The sequence below is a fragment of the Rothia terrae genome, from assembly GCF_012396615.1.
Classification (GTDB): domain Bacteria; phylum Actinomycetota; class Actinomycetes; order Actinomycetales; family Micrococcaceae; genus Rothia; species Rothia terrae.
Genome location: NZ_JAAXPV010000005.1, coordinates 51,351 through 68,064, shown reverse-complemented (window position 1 = coordinate 68,064; position 16,714 = coordinate 51,351). Strand labels below are relative to the sequence as shown.

The following is a 16,714-nucleotide window of genomic DNA, read 5'->3' as shown; positions in this document are numbered from 1 at the left end:
GCCTTAGTCGTTAGTCTCGTTCGAATAGCCTTCGCGCTCATTGAGCGGCTGAGGCGCGTCGCCACCTACCGATGAACGACGAGGACGCTGCTTGTACTCGTAAGCTTCATCGTCGAAAGTGGTTGCTTCATGAGGATCCAGCGGACCGTCAACAAGGTCGCGGAAGCCGTACACAATGCGATCGCCACCCATCGGAATCAGACTCACGGTGGTCTTATCACCGGGTTCCAAGCGAACCGCGGTGCCAGCAGGAATGTCGAGGCGGCATCCTAGTGCTGCCTGACGATCAAATTCGAGGGCACGGTTAGCTTCAGCAAAATGGAAGTGTGAACCTACCTGAACGGGGCGGTCGCCACGGTTGAGCACCTCAAGGGTGATTGCCTCGCGTCCTTCGTTGCAGATCACGGGGTCTTTGGAAAGAATGTATTCTCCGGGAATCATCGACAGCTCCTAGCGAATGGGGTGATGGACGGTCACAAGCTTGGTACCGTCGGGGAAAGTGGCTTCAACCTGCACATCGGGAATCATCTCGGGAACCCCCTCCATGACGTCCTCACGAGTGAGGATGGTGCTACCCCAGTTCATGAGGTCTGCAACGGTGCGGCCGTCGCGAGCGCCTTCCAGCAGTTCGTAGGTGATGATAGCGATAGCTTCGGGGTAGTTGAGTTTGAGACCTCGAGCCTGACGACGACGCGCCAGGTCTGCGGCAACTACTACCAGCAGCTTTTCTTGATCTTTGGGTTGTAGGTGCATCGGGTTCCTTACCTCACAAATTCCTACTTAAACACACAGAGTGCCAAATGGTTCTCTATTTACGTTATACACCTAGAGAGATTATTGCCCCAAAGAAGAAACCTGTTAATTTTCGGTAAATAATGCCTAGTAGGCAGGCAGATGCGCTTATCTAGACAGTGAAGAAAAGGTGATTTTGACCTGAATTTCCAAGGGGATACACCGGTACCCATAAGCTTTACGTTGACATAAAATCCAACACGAACCCTCGTTCCGGCGCGTATCCGCCACCATATAGGACGACAGCAGACAAGCGTCCTTGTCGATACCGGTGACCACATACAAAATTCCCGAGGTACATATGAAAACCATATGTACCTCGGGAATTTCGTATGTCTAGATTGGTAGCTTACTAAGTAAGCACAGCGATAGTGCTCCACGTTTCAAAGGAAAGAGTTTCTCCGTTGACGTCGATACTGCTCAGAATTTTGAAAGCGTCTTCTCCTGGGTTGGGGGCAGAATCAAAATCGCTTTCAAATGAAAAACCGTGAAGATAAGTTGTGCCGTCAAGGGCAAAGATTTCTTCCGCGAATGTCATCGTATAGGCGTAATAGGTTATGCCAGCACGTGTTTCATCAGGAATTGAAGGGTCGCGTGTTAGCGTCGTCCAACCATCGGGGTTAGTAAGAGCACCTGGTGAGAAAAATGCGTCGGATCCCGCCAACCAAATAGTAATTCGAAAGTTATCGATGGTATCGCCGGCCTCGGTGCCCTGCACATAATATCCGGGATCTGTCGTATAAATTTTGTATTTTTTAGACCATCTACTTCGGTTTCCGCCCAGTTAGTGTTCTTGGTAATACGACCACTACCCATCAGACTTAATTGACGCGTAGACGCTGCATAAGCTGGCACACTTGTGGCGCCGAGCACTACCGGGGTTGCCCACACGGCGCTTTTAGCAAACTTACGACGAGAAAAATAATTGTTCACAAAGCGTATCCCTTTCCACAGCAAATTGGAGAGGCTCCATGAAGTGGCAGTTATTTTCTCAGTTAAAAAGCAAACTTTCAATAGTAGCGAGAATTAGTGATGCGGGCAGTTCGTCACAACAGAAAATCCTGCACCTTGCATGCACGAGTTTCGCGGGATTATTTATAGACCGGGAAAAGAAAAGAAGGTTTAGTTGCTTTCTACCGCAGTGTATTCGCGTCGTACACTTTCAAGTATGTCGATGCGATTACTCACGATGCCGTTGACTCCCATATCAAAGAGGCGTCGCATACAGGAAGGCTCGTCGACCGTCCATACGTGCACCTTGTAACCGTTGACATGCGCTGTTTTCAGCAGGGAAGGTGTAAGAATGTTCCAAGTGCGACCAAGGATCTCATAGGATTCTGGAATCTGCAGGGCGTCGGCAACGGGCAGGTAGCGATGCACCAGCGGGGCTAGCTTTATCCATACGCGAGGACCGAACCACGATGAAATGTAAATGAGTCCCATCAGAATTTCTGATGCGCCCAGCGGCACCATTTTCTCTAGGCCGAGAGCGCACAACTCTTTGTAGGCACGGCGGCGGGTACGTTCTGAAAATGAGGTGATACGGATACGTTTGGGGTTATCAATCTGCCCTAATACCTGAGGAACTGTTCGAGCCGAGGCATAGTCTTTCATATCTATGTTGAAAGAGAGTTTCGGAAATTCTTGGAGGGTCTGCAACAAGGTAGGTACTTTATGGCCATCAGGCAAATCTATGGCTTGTAGTTGAGCAAAGCTCATGGCAGCAATTTTGCCGGGGACACCCGCAACACGGTCAAGCGTTGGGTCATGGGAAACAACTGCGATGCCGTCTGCGGTAGTGTGAACATCGATTTCTACCCACGCATCTTCATATGCTTCTACTGCTTTGAAAGATGCGAGAGTATTTTCGGGTGAGTCGAGGCTAAGGCCACGATGGGCAAAGATTTCTAGCTGGTGTGAGGCAGTGGTGTGTGTGACGCCAGTGTGCTGAGGAAAAGGCATAAGCTCAACTTACACTACCGAGTAGTAACCTAATGAGGGTTTCACCTAGCCGCGCATTAAGCGTCCTAGAATAGGGACTAATCTCACCCTATATTACGAAGAAAAACTTCAAATCGAAAGAATAATAGCTACCGTTGGATGTCGTTGAAACCCTCAGATAGCCCGAGGAGCTTCTCGATTTTCTGCGCCACACCGTCTTCGTCGAATCCCGGACACACGCGTTCTACAGATTCAATCAGCGCAGGAGCACCTGATGCCATTGCGTAACCTCGACCTGCCCATCTCAGCATCTCGGTGTCATTGGGCATATCGCCAAAAGCAACCACCTCGTCCGGGGTAATTCCTCTTTCGCGGGCGAACTCAGCTAGAACAGAGCCTTTATTCATGCCGTGTAGTGACATTTCAATCAATGGGTTACCCGGTACAGCGTGGGTAACCGAGACCCGCTCCCCCGCAATATCGCGCACCTTTTTCAACAGCGTTTCTGGTTGGTAAGCCCCTGAGAACATCAGGTACTTCACGACCTGCGCATCAGCAGGCAGAACCTCGCCTAACGGGCCGTAGACCAGCTCGATATTCTCTAGCGGACCACCGGGTTGCGCGGGAGTGTCCTCAGCATTTTGCAGGTAGGCTGTGTCCAGCGTTTCTGCGGTAAAACGAGCCTCGGGAAATTCCTTCTCTAACAGCTGGTGGACGCGGTGGATTTCACGCCCTGCCATCGTGTGCGTTGAAACAACTTCGGCGCGACCCAGGTGGTAGGTCACCGCACCGTTTGAGCAAATAGCGTAAGAGTTGTAGCCGTCCATCTGCTCCACCACGGCTTCTAGCCAGCGGTGCGGACGCCCCGTCACCAGAACCACCTGGACGCCAGCGTCCTGCACGGATTTCAGCGCGGCAAGCGTGCGCGGGCGGAACTTAAAGTCGTGCCCAATCAGCGTGCCATCAAGATCGCTGGCGATCAGTTTGATCATGGTGCGTCAGGTGCTCTCTTACTTTTCTTCGTGGGTGACGGTGAGGAAGGCGCGAGCAATGCCGTGGAAGAACAGGTTGAAGTTCACGACGGCGGGGCTGGCGCTTGCATCGATGTCGAGTTCTTCGGTGTCTACAGCGGTGACGCAGAAGATGTAGCGGTGCGCGCCGTGACCTTCAGGAGGTGCGAAGCCCATGAAAGAGTCGGTGCCGCCGTCGTTGGTGTGCTTAACTGCCTTGAGCTCATCTGCCGCGCCGCGTGCAACAGAGGTGATGTCTGCCGGGATGTTGGAGGCAGTCCAGTGCCAGAAACCGCTGGGGGTCGGCGCATCTGGGTCATAGCAGGTAATGACGAACGACTTGGTTTCTTCGGGGAATCCGCTCCACGATAGCTGCGGGTTGGTGTCTTCGCCCTTCTCAATGCCCATTGCCTTGGAGAGCATCCAGTCGGGTGCCTGGTCGCCGTCTTTAATGTCCTCTGAAGTCAGGGTGAAGGTGGGCAGTTCGGGCAGGTCTGCGTAAGGTTCACGATTGAGCATGATTCCTCCTTGAATATATGCGTCTAAGAAACCGCGAGGGTGCACACGATTTCTCGAGTACACCCTCCATACTAGCGATTACTTGCGGTTGCTGAGAACCGTCTCTAGTTCTTCGCGAGTGGGCGGGTGAGCGCCTGCGCGTGAGACGGTGATGCCCGCTGCGGTTGCGCTGAAGGTCAGGATTTCTTTGAGGTCGTCTTCGGTGAGTTCCTCAATTTTTGTGGATGCGTCTGCACCTTCGATGCCGCGGTCTAACAGGGTGGTAATCAGCGCTGCCATGAGGGAGTCGCCAGCGCCGACGGTGTCTGCTACCTCTACCTTGTGCGCGGGGACTGCGACACCCTGGGATGCCACTGACTTGGTGAAGGCGCAGGGGCCCATTTCACCGCGCGTCACGATCACGAGGTTAACGCCGGCTTCTAGCCATGCTTTCGCGGTGTCTTCGAGGGTGCGGTTGGGGTAGAGCCACAGCAGGTCTTCGTCGCTTGCTTTGACAACATCGGCGTGCTTGATGATGCGCTGCGCCCAGTCGCGGGCGACGGATGAGTCGGGAATGATAGTGGGACGACAGTTGGGGTCATAGGTAATCAGCGCGGTGCCGTCTGCTGCCTGCAGGGTTTCGACGACGGTTGTTGCACCGGGTTCGAGCATTGCGCCAATGGAGCCTACGTGGATTGCGGTGGCTGTTTCGGCAACCTCGCGCAGGGTGTCTTTGGCGGCGTCCAGCGACCAGTCGAGATCGAACTCGTATTCGGCGGCACCGGTTTCACCGATGTTCGCCTGGGCAGTGGATGTCTTTTTATCGTCAGCACCCACAGGCAGAAGGACGCCGGAGTCGCGCAGGTGCGCGTCGATCATCTTGCCGTTCTCATCGTCACCATAGCGGCCGATGAACTGGGTCTTGTGCCCCAAACGGGAGACACCGATAGCCACATTCATGGGGCTACCACCGGGGTACGCGTGTTCGGGCTGGTCAGGACGCTTAACAACGTCTACGAGGGCTTCGCCAATTACAGTCAACATGGCTCAATTTTACCAGCGGAGGTGGGAAGAGACGCGGGAGTGAACGCATTTCGTCGGACTAGTCTTCTGCCCTTGCCCTGTATTTAGCGATGAGATATGTCAGAGAAAGATAAGCCATGCCATAGACCATTGAATACTTCGCCATGAGCCAGGTATAAGACCCATTAATGGAGTGGAGCATCACTGCTAGTAAAGCGATAACCACAAACGTGAACCCCAGAATCTTTGGGCTCAAAGATTTCTTTTTAAAGTAAAGATAGGCAAGAAGCGTCACACCAAGAAGCCAGATAATGATGCCATCGACAGTGAGCGACCGCTTGAACGCTGACTCAATCACATCGCTAGCACCTGCTAATAAAACTATTGACAGAGCTGTGAGTGATTTTTTGCCGTGTTCATAGGTGCGCTTGAGCCTTTCAGTTGCAATCGAAGATTGGGGGTTCTTAGCCTGAGCAGTGCCAGTGGCCTGGCTCTTGGGATTTTCTGACATTTCCGCGTTTCTTTAGGTATTGTCTCGCCTGACGGCAAGAAAAGTGGTTCATTCTAAAAGGGCAGAATTTCAATGATTTTTACGATGACGATTAGCAGGATCACAAGCCACACGTAGTCCCAAATAGTATTGCCGTTTTTATCCAGTGGCTTACGTTTAAATTTCATTTTTATATCTTTTATATTCCGTGCACGGTTCTCGGAAAATCTGGTGCTAGGACACCGATACCGCACGGCTGTGGTTACTGTTTTCGCAAGATGTTATGGGTATAACCCTTTGAACATACACCCAACAGTGACGCCAGCGTCGCTCGGTACGGCTTGTGTTGCTTTATGGCGCAGGGCCAGTGCTTTTCGCCCCCGTCCGAACGTCAGCACCCAACTCGTCCCAATGCGTCCACCCGCTGTGTAACCAAGCTACATATTGCGCTTCAACTGTGCACCGCGCGGGCTCACCGTATAAGCTGGTGCTAGAGTGCTCGGTTCAAGGACGGTTCGGTCGCTCACTGATTGTTCTGGCACCAGCACGCCGACACAAAAAATCGCACACCAATTTTGTGCCCTACCGGTAACTGCAATGAGGCAGGTGCCGAGGAAGAAGGTCGCACTGTGACTATTTCTACCGCAAACGCTCACGAACAGTGGGTTGCAAGCGAAGCAGAAGCAGAGGCAATGATCCCTCTGATTGGCAAGCTCAACCGCGAAAACCATGTGGTGGTGAGCATTCACGGCAGAAGCCTCATCAACAAGTCAGTCATTCAGATTCTCAAGGCGCACCGCTTTGCCCGTCAGGTTGACACCGCTGAACTCAACCCAGCAGATTCCCTCAAGATGCTGCAGGTTCTCAGCAGCCTCGAACTCGGCGCAGCATCCGTTGATATTGCAGCTCTCTGGCACAAGTTTGAGGCATCAAAGTCCTCAGACCTCGAAGGCTGGTTGCGCGAAGAATTCTCCGAGGTCGTAGGCAAGAAGGGCACCGATACTCAGCCTGCCCAGGACGTTGTTCTCTACGGCTTTGGACGCATCGGCCGCCTGCTCGCACGCATCCTACTCGAGCGTTCATCCGGCTCAGACCTAGCACTGCGCGCAGTTGTTGTTCGCAAGAACTCAGACATCGACCTCTACAAGCGTGCCTCGCTGCTTCGCCGCGACTCCGTGCACGGCGCCTTCAAAGGCACCATCCGCATTGATGAAGAAACCAATACCATCATCGCCAACGGTACCCCCATCCAGTTCATCTACGCCTCAGACCCGTCAGACATCGACTATACCGCCTACGGCATCAACAACGCCATCGTTGTAGACAACACCGGACGCTGGCGCGACGAAGAGTCACTGAGCCAGCACCTGAAGTCAAAGGGCATCAAGCGCGCACTGCTCACCGCACCGGGTAAGGGCATGAAGAACATTGTCTGCGGCGTCAACGATGACACTATCGAAGACTCAGACGTCGTTGTCTCAGCGGCATCCTGCACCACCAACGCGATCACCCCCGTCCTCAAAGTCCTCGACGACGAGTACGGTGTAATACACGGCCACGTTGAGACCGTTCACTCCTTCACCAACGATCAGAACCTGATCGACAACTTCCATAAGGGTGACCGCCGCGGACGCTCCGCAGCACTGAACATGGTCATCACCGAGACTGGTGCAGCGAAGGCTGTATCCAAGGCTCTGCCGCAGCTTGAAGGCAAGCTCACCGGTAACGCTATTCGCGTTCCCACCCCGGACGTCTCCATGGCAATCCTCAACCTACAGCTCGACAAACTGCCGGCTGACAAGGACGAACTCAACAACATCCTGCGCGAAGCAGCACTCAAATCACCGCTGCGTCGCCAGATTGACTACACCGACTCACACGAGGTCGTCTCCACCGACTTCGTAGGCTCACGCGCAGCGGGCGTTGTTGACGGCCTCGCAACCATCGTCACCCCCGTCAGCGTCATCGTCTACGTCTGGTACGACAACGAGTTCGGCTACTCATCACAGGTCATCCGCGTGCTTGAGACCATGTCAGGACGCACCACCCCGGTCTTCCCTAAGCCCGAGGAATTGTAAGGCCGGCCCTCTAAAGCCTCCGGCGCGTCCTGCCTAAGAGTTACTCCCAAAATGCGTTTGTACTGACGCCAGTGTCAGTACAAACGCATTTTAGGAGTAATTTTTTGCGCAAAACACCGGCAAACGCAAAAGTGCCCCACTGCATACCGCAGTGGGGCACTTTTCAGCGCAAGAAGAGCTTACTTCTTCTCGAGATCCTTAGCGTTCTTGCCCAAGGATTCCAGGCGAATCAAAACCGACTTGTAGACCGGGGTGTTTGATTCTTCTGCAACTGAGTCCAGGGGTACAAGCACATTTGCCTCGGGGAAATAGGTTGAGGTACAGCCCTTAGCATGATCGTATTCAACCACGCGGAAGCTAGGTGCACGACGCTCGCCGTCCGACCACACCGAAACGATGTCTACCAGCTCGCCGTCAGCTAAACCAAGTTCGCGAATGTCTTCCTTGTTCATGAAAATCACGCGACGACCCTCGCGAACGCCACGGTAGCGGTCATCCAAACCATAGATGGTTGAGTTGAACTGATCGTGCGAACGCACGGTCGACATCAGCAGGTGGCCTTCAGGAACGTCAAGAACGTTGGTCTGGTTAATGGTCAGGTGCGCGCGACCGTCATCGGTGTTAAAGACACGCTGACGCGGGCCGTTGGGCAGGTAGAAGCCACCGGGTTTTTCGATGCGCTCGTTGTAGCGCTCAAAACCGGGAATAGTACCTTCGATAGCATCGCGGATTACACCGTAGTCGTCAATCATGGGTTGCCAGAAGTCATCGCCAAAGGTTTCACGGCCAACGGAGCAGATGATATCGACCTCTGACTTGAGGTTAAGATCCTTGTTAGCGGTGCGCTTACCGATGGATGCTGACACCACGCCAGCCGAGTTCTCAACGGTAACCTTCTGCGGACCTGACTTTTGCATGTCGAGGTCGGTGCGAGCGCGAACAGGCAGAATCAGTGATTTTTCACCGGGCCACGCATGTGAACCGTTGGGCTTGGTGGAAAGGTGAACGGTCATTTCCTGCTGGCTCATGCCGTTTTCGCAGGCGGTGGTGTCGGATGCGACGCGCACCAGGTTGCCGCCGAGCGACATGAAGAACTGGTTGTTGCCGTCGCGCATCTGCTGCAGTGACTGAACGGTATCTAGACCGTGCTCCTTGGGTACTTCAAAGCCGAAGTATTCCTGCAGGGCGTTCATGAAGCGGTCGGGCATCTTTTCCCAGATGCCGACGGTGCGGTTGCCCTGTACGTTGGAGTGGCCGCGGAAGGGTGCGGTACCTGCGCCGGGCTTGCCCATGTTGCCGGTGAGCAGCAAGAAGTTCACAACTTCGCGCAGGGTTGAAACAGCGTTCTTGTGCTGGGTGACGCCGAGCGTCCAGCCAACAACTGCTGAGTCGGCCTTCTCTACCATGTCAGCGATCTTTGAGACTTCAGCCTTAGAGATGTTTGAGCCGCGCTCAAGTTCAGCGTCGTCCAGGTTTTTGATGTGCTCAATGGTCTCTTCATAGCCTGAGCAGAAGCGGTTAAGGAATACCCAGTCGAGAGCATCGCGCTTAATCAGTTCCTTGCTGAGCTGCTGAAAGAAAGCGCGGTCACCGTCCAGACGAACCTGCAGGTACTCATCAGCGAGCTTCTCTGAGATGCCAAGGCCACCCTTAATGGACTGAGGCTCGTTGAACTTCATCAGACCGGTCTCGGGCATGGGGTTGAGAACAACCATTTTGCCGCCGTTTTCCTTCATCTTCTTGAAGGTAGTCAGCGCGCGGGGGTGGTTGGTGCCGGGGTTCTGACCAATAGAGATATAGAGATCAGTGGTCTCCAAATCCTTCATGGTGATAGAACCCTTGCCTAGGCCAACAGTCTGGCTCAAAGCGGTACCGGTTGACTCGTGGCAGAGGTTGCCACAGTCGGGCAGGTTGTTAGAACCCATGCGGCGGGCCAAAAGCTGGAAGGCATATGCTGCCTCGTTGGACGCGCGTCCTGAGGTGTAGAAAACAGCCTTATTGGGGTCGGTGCGCTTGAGCTGGTCAGCAATCAGCGAGAAAGCCTTTTCCCAAGAAACAGGGCGGTAGTGGTCATCACCCGATGAGCGATCGTAGAGCAACGGCTCAGTGATACGTCCACGCTTGCCCAACCAGTGGTCGGTCTTATCGCGCAGTTCGGTCACGCTGTATTCTGCCCAGAAGTCAGCACCCGCACGGTCGGGGGTGGTTTCTTCTGCAACAGCCTTAGCACCGTTTTCGCAGAATTCAACAAAATTAAGTTCCTGCTGGTTAGGCTCGGGCCAGGCACAGCCGGGGCAGTCGATGCCACCGTGCTGGTTCATATTAATCAGGGGCAAAAGGCCACGAGCGGGCACCGCATGCTGCATTGCATGCAAGACACCGCCAGTGCCTGCTGCCGCTTTGACGCGGTGACCGACTTTGGGGTGGTCGTACTCGTTAGCGATTGCACTAACGCGACTCACCGTCGGCATATTCTTTGATTCTAGTGGAGCGTTCATAGCTCTAACCTAACAGGGTTGTGGTGGTATGACTTTTCTTGGTTGCGTGTTGTTAAAGATTACAAGAGTGACTTACTAAAATGCGACAGTTTACTGTTCAATGAGTTCGCCGGAGTAGAGGTTAAAGCGGTTATCACGGGCAAAAGCTACCAGCGTCAAACCTGCTTCGCGCGCTAAGTCAACGGCGAGTGATGACGCCGCGCTAACAGTAATCAAGGCAGAGAATCCTGCCATGATGGCCTTTTGCACCAGCTCAAAGGATGCGCGTGAGCTCATCACCAGGATGCGTCCTGGCTTGTCTAAGGTGTTTTCGAGCATCAGGTGGCCAATGACTTTGTCTGCTGCGTTGTGGCGTCCAATATCTTCGCGAGCAACGATCAGCGTGCCATCAGATTCGAAGACGCCCGCCGCGTGAATACCGCCGGTGCGCTTGAACTGTTTCTGCTGGTCACGCAGGATATTCGGCAGTTCCAGAATGAGCCCTGGGTCTAAGGCCAGTGGCTCAATGGGACGATGGGATTTATCCATAATCTGCGAGATTGAGGTTGAGCCGCAGATACCGCAGGCCGAGTTAGTGACCGTCAAGCGCAGGTTTTCCAAGCCAGGTGCACGAACAGTGCTAATAGGCGTTACATCCAGTACGTTGTAGGTATTCTGGCCGTCAGGGCCGGTTGCGCCAGCACAGTAGCGGGCATTGGTAACCTCTGCAGCAGACTTAATCATGCCCTCGGAGTGCAAAAAGCCGTGCGCCAGCTCAATATCGTGACCAGGCGTGCGCATGGTGGTGGTAATCGTCGTACCGCTCAGACGGATTTCCAGCGGCTCCTCGGCGGTGACAGCGTCCGCGCGCTTATTGAAGTTAAAGGTGCCATCAGCGTTACGTGTGACCTTGGTGGTTGAAACTGATTTGTTAATTCTGCCCATCAGTTCTGCTCGCTAATCCACTCTTCGATAGCTGCCTCTGCCTTGACGATCTGCGCGCGCACCACCTCAACATCAATAGAGGTTTTACTGTCGGATGCCTGCGCGGTAGCCAAACCCACCAGGAAAGCCGTCAAAGGCGCGGCAGGGCGTATCGCCTTGTGAGCCACGTTTTTGGTCATACCCAGCAGGAAGGGCATGGCGTCCTGAACAGTCTTAGGATCAAGGTCAAGATGCTGCGCAACAGTGGTGAGGAACAGCCGTGCTTCAACCAGCTCATTTGAATCTTTACTCATGCACCTTACTTTACTGTGAAAGCTAGATAGTCATAAACACGTTGCGTAACCTGCGTGCCAAGCCCGACAGAGTTTTATAGTGTCAGACTATGGAAATTGGACCCGTTACCCTCACCGGCTCGCTTGTTCAGCTTGAGCCACTTTCACTCGATCACCTCGCAGACTTACAAGAAGCAAGTGCTGACGGTGACGTCTGGAAGATCTGGTACACCACCGTGCCCACGCCCGAGGGGATGGAAGCGGAAATCAAACGTCGCCTGGCGCTTTTGGACGCGGGTCTGATGGTTCCCTTTGCTACGCGTCGACTGCATGACAACAAGGTCATAGGTATGACGTCCTTGGCGGATATTTTGCGCGAAGCACCCCGCCTTGAAATCGGTTATACCTGGAATGCGGCGAGCGCCCAGCGCACCGGCACCAACATTGAATCCAAGCTACTGCTGCTCACGCACTGCTTTGAAGAGCTTGAGTGCATTTCAGTAAACTTCAAAACCCACAAATTCAACATGCAATCGCGCGCCGCCATCGAGGCTATCGGCGCGTCCTTAGACGGAATTTTGCGTAATGACCGACGCATGCCCGACGGCTCACTGCGCGACACCGCGCAGTACTCGATCGTGCGCGACGAATGGCCCGCAGTGCAAAACCTGCTAAACACACGATTAGAGAAGTATCTTTAGGATTAGCTTATGACGGTGCGCTGCGTAAGTTGGGCGTCGACTGGCAATGGCGCGGGCTGGCGTTTAAGGGATATTGTCAGTCGATGTCCAACTGAAGCTAAAACAAAAGTAAATTCGTCTTTCCTACCGGTGCTTGAAGTCCGCCTTGCGCTTCTCAACGAAGGCAGCCATACCTTCTTTTTGGTCTTCGGTGGCAAAGAGCGAGTGGAAGGTTCGGCGCTCAAAGAGGACGCCCTGCGTCAGCGTGGTCTCGAAGGCGGCGTTCACTGCCTCTTTCGCAACCTGTGACGCGTGCTTAGACTTGCCCGCGATGGTTTCGGCAATCTCGAGGGCGATAGGCAGAATCTGCTTATCATCCACCAGGCGTGACACCAACCCGGCACGCTCAGCCTCGACGCCGTCCATCATGCGTCCGGTCAGCACCATGTCCATTGCCTTCGCCTTGCCGACGGCGCGCGTCAAACGCTGCGAACCACCCATACCCGGAATGATGCCCAAGTTAATCTCGGGCTGCCCAAACTTAGTGTTTTCACTAGCCACCAGCACATCCGCCATCATAGCAAGCTCGCATCCACCGCCCAGGGCATAGCCGCGAACTGCTGCCACGATTGGAGTGCGCAGTGCCGTCAGACGATCCCAGTGCGCAAACCAATCAGAGGCGTACATGCTGGTGTATGATTGCTGAGCCATCTCCTTAATATCGGCGCCCGCCGCAAAAGCCTTCTCACTACCGGCCAGGACGATTGCGCCAACCTCAGGCGACGCGTCGAACTCGGTAGCCGCGGCCACTACCTCACGCATAGTCGCCTCATTGAGCGCGTTCAAAGCTTTCGGGCGATTCAGGGTAATAACACCCACACGTCCGCGGGCTTCAGTCAGAATATTCTCGTACATCATCTCTCCTTCAGTGCAAGCTGGTGCCGCTACTCGATTCTGAACGACGCGGAATCAACAGGACGCTCACGACGAGGCAGCTTCTCAACCACCAGCGCGTAGGACTCCGTCACCAAATCCCTCAACAGCTCTTTATCTACGCTCTCACCTGGATAAACAGAAATCCAGTGTTTCTTATTCATGTGGTAACCCGGCGCAATATCTTGATACTGAGAGCGCAGGGCTTGCCCGTCAAAGGGGTCAACTTTGAGGATCACCTGCGATGTGCCAGTTACCTCCGTCTGCAGCATAAAAACCTTGCCGCGCACCTTCCAAACGTCCCAGTCTTCGCCGAAAGGGTGCGTGATATCGGTGGCGGGCAGTTCACTCGCCCGCCGACTAGCTATCTCGTGGAGGTCTTCGGCGTGCATGGCGTCCTTTCGTGGCGGGGTACGGTGAAGGGCTGTTTTCGTTCGGTGAGTACCGGGGCATGTAAGACGCCGGCGGTTAGCTGGCTCGGGGTTGGCGTTTAAGGGAAGCTAACAGACGGCGTCTTACTGACCGCGCTTACTACCCCAGTTTCAGATCTTTCTCACTGTCGATGGCATTGAAGAAGCTGTCTACTATCTCGTCACTAACCTCGTCGAAAGACGCAGGCTGCCACACGGGGTTGCGGTCCTTATCGACCACCTGCGCGCGGATACCTTCACGCATATCGTGGCCGCGCATGGCATTGCATGAGGTCAGGTAATCTTGTTCGAGCGTCTCTGCTAGGCTCTGCTTTTCGGCCAGGCGAATGACTTTGAGCGCGGTCTTTACTCCGGTGGGGCTGTTGCGCAAAATCGCAGCAAACAGCTCTTCGGCGAGACCGGTGGACTCACCCTGCGCTGCCTTCTCGAGCGCGTCCACGATCTCCTGCGGGGTCTCCTCACCAAAGGCAATCTCAATCCATTCCTTGTTTTCTTCAAACGGCGAGTCGCCAGCATCCTGCGTGAACTTCTCGATAACCTCGGTGACCTGCTTAGCACTGGAAACATCAGTCAGCGCTTTGCGCAGGTCTTCGAGCTTATCCGCTGGAACGAAATAATCCGCGAGGCCTACCGTAATCGCATCCGCCGCGCCTACGTGGATGCCGGTGAGCGCCATCGCCGTCCCGAAATTGTGCGGAGCGCGCGCCAGAATGTTCAAACCGCCAATGTCGGGGCTGAAACCAATCACGGTCTCGGGCATACCCGCCTTGGTGTTTTCAGTGACGATGCGGTGCGAACCGTGCGCCGAGACCCCCACGCCACCGCCCAACACCAGACCGTCCATGAAAGCAATGTAAGGCTTAGAGAAATTGGCGATGCGGTGATTCAGCGTGTACTCCACACGGAAGTATTCTTGGCCCTGCTCGTAGTCTTCTTTCTCAATGGCGCGGTAGAGCGAAACCACGTCGCCACCGGCACACAAACCGCGCTCACCTGCGCCGTGAATGAGCACTGCCCGGACGTTGTCGTCCTTCTCAAACTCAGTGAGAGCAGCGTCCACACCCTTGAGCATCTCATAGTTCAACGCATTCACCGCGCGCGGACGGTTGAGGGTAATAATACCTAGTGAACCTTGGATTTCAGTGAGCACCAAATCGGTGGATTGATCAGACACTATCTCTCCTTAGTATTTGTTCTTTGTTTCAAGACTAGCTTTTCAACCGGACAAAGTGGCGCAAGTAGGTGGTGCTACTCACGTGTTGATTGGTAGCGTGGTCAATACTTACCGTTGAGAAGAAACTATGTTCAATAAAACAGATTCCGCAGATAAACGATTCATTCTGAATGATAAGCAGGAAGGAATCACCGGTGGACTTCGCGTTCTCACCGATTCCCACACCGGAGTGCAATACCTAGTGGTACGCGAGAATACTGGAGTTGCTATCACTCCCCTACTCAACGCCGACGGTAAACCACTGGTAGCTGGCGCCGAAGATCGCACCTAGTAGGGTTAACCCTATGAAAATTGCTACCTGGAACGTCAATTCCCTGCGCGCACGCGCCGACCGTGTTGAAGAATGGCTAGAACGCAGCGATGTGGATGTGCTCGCCATCCAAGAAACCAAGTGCACGGACGCCAACTTTCCCTCAGAAATTTTTGAATTCATGGGCTACGAGGTGGCTCATTTTGGGCTGAGCCAGTGGAACGGCGTGGCGATTGCCTCGCGCGTGGGGCTTGAGGAAGTTCAGCGCGGCTTTGAGAATCAGCCCGCCTTCGGCAAGCCTGGCGAGGACGAGGTGCTAGAGGCTCGCGCGATTGGCGCAACCTGCGGCGGGGTGCGCGTGTGGAGCCTCTACATCCCTAACGGGCGTGGCCTCACTGACCCGCATATGGACTACAAGTTGCGATGGTTGGACGCCCTGCGCGCTAACGCTGCAGATTGGCTGAAACAGGACGCGTCGGCAGAGTTTGCCCTAGTGGGCGACTGGAATGTTGCCCCGCGTGACGAAGATGTGTGGGACGTTCAGTACTTTTTGGATAACGAGCTCACCCACATTTCTGCACCAGAACGAGCTGCTTTCAATGCGTTCTTGGACGAGGTTGGGCTGGTTGATCCCGTGCGCGAACGCACGCCCGGTGAATACACCTACTGGGACTACCAGGCGGGGCGTTTTCCCAAGAATGAGGGAATGCGCATCGACTTTCAGCTACTCTCCCCCGCGCTGGCTTCGCGCGTGACTGGCGCTTTCATTGACCGCGACGAGCGCGAAGGGGCGGGCGCGTCCGACCACACGCCCGTGGTGGTGGAGCTGGGCTAGTTACTCACACACACGCAACCACACCGTCGACACCCACCAAAAATCACCGAGATCCTGATTTATCGTCGAAATCCTGATTTAAAACAGGATTTCGACGATAAATCAGGATCTCGGCGCAAAAAAGAGCGAAACTTAAATAAAAAGCCCCGGCGGACCACCTCAACCAGGCGGCCACTAGAGCTAAAAGAAAAACCACGTTAAATGGGAAGAACCTATTCCCACTGTAGAAGCCTAGGGAATAGGTTCGTGGCTCCGACCGGCGTCGATCCGGTGACCTTACGATTTTCAGTCGTACGCTCTACCAACTGAGCTACAGAGCCAGGCACATCACTTAGATATGCCACAACCGCGATTCAGTGAAGAATACGCGGTCGGAGCGACCCCGACGGGACTTGAACCCGCGACCTCCGGCGTGACAGGCCGGCGCGCTAACCAACTGCGCTACGGGGCCTAACATTCAAAACCGAAGCTTTGAATAAGGCCGTGAATCTAAAAGATTCACAGTACCCCCAACGGGATTTGAACCCGTGTTACCGCCGTGAAAGGGCGGCGTCCTAGGCCGCTAGACGATGGGGGCCTAGATCACTCACGACGCCCTGAATTTCTTCAGTCCGTCGCTCGAACAAGTAATACTCTACGGGAGAAAAAAACATCGCGCAAATCGAAAATGAACGAGCACCACCCAAAAGAGTGAATTTTCAGTGTGCCAGCCCACAAAAAACGTACTTTTCAGAGCTGTAAGAAAATTATTTCCCCTAGTCAGAGCAATATTTTTCGAGATAAATTTTTTCTCAAAAAAATTTTCAAAGTTTTTTAAAACAACAG

Annotated in this window: 18 protein-coding genes and 3 tRNA genes; 4 read left to right on the top strand and 17 right to left on the bottom strand. The window is 54.2% G+C overall.

The window, feature by feature from the left end:
• Positions 1–3: 3 nt before the first annotated feature.
• The 8 genes from HF984_RS04105 to HF984_RS04070 form a co-directional block, all read right to left on the bottom strand.
• Positions 4–441: an urease subunit beta gene (locus HF984_RS04105; protein ID WP_168614413.1), complete on the bottom strand. Its 438-nt coding sequence runs from the start codon at positions 439–441 to the stop codon at positions 4–6.
• A gap of 9 nt (positions 442–450) precedes the next feature.
• A complete protein-coding gene (locus HF984_RS04100; RefSeq protein ID WP_168614412.1) occupies positions 451–753 on the bottom strand; it encodes an urease subunit gamma in 303 nt (100 codons plus the stop codon).
• A 391-nt stretch (positions 754–1,144) separates the two neighbouring features.
• Positions 1,145–1,510 carry a hypothetical protein gene (locus HF984_RS04095; protein WP_168614411.1) on the bottom strand — a complete coding sequence of 122 codons (366 nt, stop codon included), beginning with the start codon at positions 1,508–1,510 and terminating at the stop codon, positions 1,145–1,147.
• Positions 1,511–1,914: 404 nt separating this feature from the next.
• The gene (locus tag HF984_RS04090) at positions 1,915–2,754 is read right to left on the bottom strand and encodes a glycerophosphodiester phosphodiesterase family protein (protein WP_168614410.1); all 840 of its coding nucleotides are present in this window, start codon (positions 2,752–2,754) and stop codon (positions 1,915–1,917) included.
• Between the two features lie 128 nt (positions 2,755–2,882).
• Positions 2,883–3,725 carry a Cof-type HAD-IIB family hydrolase gene (locus tag HF984_RS04085; RefSeq protein WP_168614409.1) on the bottom strand — a complete coding sequence of 281 codons (843 nt, stop codon included), beginning with the start codon at positions 3,723–3,725 and terminating at the stop codon, positions 2,883–2,885.
• 18 nt (positions 3,726–3,743) lie between these two features.
• Positions 3,744–4,262 carry a YbhB/YbcL family Raf kinase inhibitor-like protein gene (locus HF984_RS04080; protein ID WP_168614408.1) on the bottom strand — a complete coding sequence of 173 codons (519 nt, stop codon included), beginning with the start codon at positions 4,260–4,262 and terminating at the stop codon, positions 3,744–3,746.
• A gap of 78 nt (positions 4,263–4,340) precedes the next feature.
• On the bottom strand, positions 4,341–5,285 hold the full coding sequence (locus HF984_RS04075) for a carbohydrate kinase family protein (RefSeq protein WP_168614407.1): 945 nt from the start codon (positions 5,283–5,285) through the stop codon (positions 4,341–4,343).
• 58 nt (positions 5,286–5,343) lie between these two features.
• Positions 5,344–5,775 carry a hypothetical protein gene (locus tag HF984_RS04070; RefSeq protein WP_168614406.1) on the bottom strand — a complete coding sequence of 144 codons (432 nt, stop codon included), beginning with the start codon at positions 5,773–5,775 and terminating at the stop codon, positions 5,344–5,346.
• A 608-nt stretch (positions 5,776–6,383) separates the two neighbouring features.
• Here HF984_RS04070 and HF984_RS04065 point away from each other — a divergent pair.
• The gene (locus HF984_RS04065; RefSeq protein WP_168614405.1) at positions 6,384–7,832 is read left to right on the top strand and encodes a glyceraldehyde-3-phosphate dehydrogenase; all 1,449 of its coding nucleotides are present in this window, start codon (positions 6,384–6,386) and stop codon (positions 7,830–7,832) included.
• 179 nt (positions 7,833–8,011) lie between these two features.
• Here HF984_RS04065 and HF984_RS04060 read toward each other — a convergent pair whose 3' ends face one another.
• The 3 genes from HF984_RS04060 to HF984_RS11330 all read right to left on the bottom strand — a co-directional run bounded on the left by HF984_RS04060 (position 8,012) and on the right by HF984_RS11330 (position 11,547).
• Positions 8,012–10,330 (bottom strand): FdhF/YdeP family oxidoreductase, encoded by a 2,319-nt coding sequence (locus HF984_RS04060; RefSeq protein ID WP_281727782.1) that lies wholly within the window; start codon positions 10,328–10,330, stop codon positions 8,012–8,014.
• Between the two features lie 90 nt (positions 10,331–10,420).
• A complete protein-coding gene (gene fdhD / locus HF984_RS04055) occupies positions 10,421–11,254 on the bottom strand; it encodes a formate dehydrogenase accessory sulfurtransferase FdhD (protein ID WP_190724708.1) in 834 nt (277 codons plus the stop codon).
• Entirely contained in the window at positions 11,254–11,547 is a 294-nt protein-coding gene (locus tag HF984_RS11330; protein ID WP_190724707.1) for a DUF6457 domain-containing protein, read from the bottom strand. Before HF984_RS11330 ends, fdhD begins: the two co-directional genes overlap by 1 nt.
• Positions 11,548–11,636: 89 nt before the next feature.
• On the opposite strand from HF984_RS11330, the gene HF984_RS04045 reads away from it, so the two are divergent.
• Positions 11,637–12,227, top strand: coding sequence for a GNAT family N-acetyltransferase (locus HF984_RS04045; protein WP_168614404.1), 591 nt, complete (start codon positions 11,637–11,639; stop codon positions 12,225–12,227).
• Positions 12,228–12,350: 123 nt separating this feature from the next.
• Here the strand turns inward: HF984_RS04045 and HF984_RS04040 are convergent, their stop codons facing one another.
• The 3 genes from HF984_RS04040 to HF984_RS04030 all read right to left on the bottom strand — a co-directional run bounded on the left by HF984_RS04040 (position 12,351) and on the right by HF984_RS04030 (position 14,744).
• On the bottom strand, positions 12,351–13,121 hold the full coding sequence (locus HF984_RS04040) for an enoyl-CoA hydratase (protein WP_168614403.1): 771 nt from the start codon (positions 13,119–13,121) through the stop codon (positions 12,351–12,353).
• 29 nt (positions 13,122–13,150) lie between these two features.
• Positions 13,151–13,531 (bottom strand): MmcQ/YjbR family DNA-binding protein, encoded by a 381-nt coding sequence (locus tag HF984_RS04035; RefSeq protein WP_168614402.1) that lies wholly within the window; start codon positions 13,529–13,531, stop codon positions 13,151–13,153.
• 139 nt (positions 13,532–13,670) lie between these two features.
• On the bottom strand, positions 13,671–14,744 hold the full coding sequence (locus HF984_RS04030; RefSeq protein WP_168614401.1) for a 3-hydroxyisobutyryl-CoA hydrolase: 1,074 nt from the start codon (positions 14,742–14,744) through the stop codon (positions 13,671–13,673).
• A 127-nt stretch (positions 14,745–14,871) separates the two neighbouring features.
• Between HF984_RS04030 and HF984_RS04025 the strand changes: the two genes are divergently transcribed.
• On the top strand, positions 14,872–15,075 hold the full coding sequence (locus HF984_RS04025; protein WP_168614400.1) for a DUF6440 family protein: 204 nt from the start codon (positions 14,872–14,874) through the stop codon (positions 15,073–15,075).
• A 13-nt stretch (positions 15,076–15,088) separates the two neighbouring features.
• Positions 15,089–15,889 carry an exodeoxyribonuclease III gene (locus tag HF984_RS04020; protein ID WP_168614399.1) on the top strand — a complete coding sequence of 267 codons (801 nt, stop codon included), beginning with the start codon at positions 15,089–15,091 and terminating at the stop codon, positions 15,887–15,889.
• Positions 15,890–16,136: 247 nt separating this feature from the next.
• On the opposite strand, the gene HF984_RS04015 is transcribed toward HF984_RS04020, so the two are convergent.
• The 3 genes from HF984_RS04015 to HF984_RS04005 all read right to left on the bottom strand — a co-directional run bounded on the left by HF984_RS04015 (position 16,137) and on the right by HF984_RS04005 (position 16,466).
• A tRNA-Phe gene (locus HF984_RS04015) sits at positions 16,137–16,209 on the bottom strand.
• A 57-nt stretch (positions 16,210–16,266) separates the two neighbouring features.
• A tRNA-Asp gene (locus HF984_RS04010) sits at positions 16,267–16,340 on the bottom strand.
• A gap of 53 nt (positions 16,341–16,393) precedes the next feature.
• Positions 16,394–16,466 (bottom strand) — tRNA-Glu (locus HF984_RS04005).
• Positions 16,467–16,714 lie beyond the last annotated feature (248 nt).

What these genes read in the sequence shown, in the direction of transcription:
- HF984_RS04075 (WP_168614407.1), bottom strand. Translation starts at nt 5,285, where the DNA reads ATGTTGACTGTAATTGGCGAAGCCCTCGTAGACGTTGTTAAGCGTCCT.
- HF984_RS04040 (WP_168614403.1), bottom strand. Translation starts at nt 13,121, where the DNA reads ATGTACGAGAATATTCTGACTGAAGCCCGCGGACGTGTGGGTGTTATT.
- HF984_RS04060 (WP_281727782.1), bottom strand. Translation starts at nt 10,330, where the DNA reads ATGAACGCTCCACTAGAATCAAAGAATATGCCGACGGTGAGTCGCGTT.
- HF984_RS04080 (WP_168614408.1), bottom strand. Translation starts at nt 4,262, where the DNA reads ATGCTCAATCGTGAACCTTACGCAGACCTGCCCGAACTGCCCACCTTC.
- fdhD (WP_190724708.1), bottom strand. Translation starts at nt 11,254, where the DNA reads ATGGGCAGAATTAACAAATCAGTTTCAACCACCAAGGTCACACGTAAC.
- HF984_RS04035 (WP_168614402.1), bottom strand. Translation starts at nt 13,531, where the DNA reads ATGCACGCCGAAGACCTCCACGAGATAGCTAGTCGGCGGGCGAGTGAA.
- HF984_RS04105 (WP_168614413.1), bottom strand. Translation starts at nt 441, where the DNA reads ATGATTCCCGGAGAATACATTCTTTCCAAAGACCCCGTGATCTGCAAC.
- HF984_RS04100 (WP_168614412.1), bottom strand. Translation starts at nt 753, where the DNA reads ATGCACCTACAACCCAAAGATCAAGAAAAGCTGCTGGTAGTAGTTGCC.
- HF984_RS04045 (WP_168614404.1), top strand. Translation starts at nt 11,637, where the DNA reads ATGGAAATTGGACCCGTTACCCTCACCGGCTCGCTTGTTCAGCTTGAG.
- HF984_RS04020 (WP_168614399.1), top strand. Translation starts at nt 15,089, where the DNA reads ATGAAAATTGCTACCTGGAACGTCAATTCCCTGCGCGCACGCGCCGAC.
- HF984_RS11330 (WP_190724707.1), bottom strand. Translation starts at nt 11,547, where the DNA reads ATGAGTAAAGATTCAAATGAGCTGGTTGAAGCACGGCTGTTCCTCACC.
- HF984_RS04025 (WP_168614400.1), top strand. Translation starts at nt 14,872, where the DNA reads ATGTTCAATAAAACAGATTCCGCAGATAAACGATTCATTCTGAATGAT.
- HF984_RS04085 (WP_168614409.1), bottom strand. Translation starts at nt 3,725, where the DNA reads ATGATCAAACTGATCGCCAGCGATCTTGATGGCACGCTGATTGGGCAC.
- HF984_RS04090 (WP_168614410.1), bottom strand. Translation starts at nt 2,754, where the DNA reads ATGCCTTTTCCTCAGCACACTGGCGTCACACACACCACTGCCTCACAC.
- HF984_RS04070 (WP_168614406.1), bottom strand. Translation starts at nt 5,775, where the DNA reads ATGTCAGAAAATCCCAAGAGCCAGGCCACTGGCACTGCTCAGGCTAAG.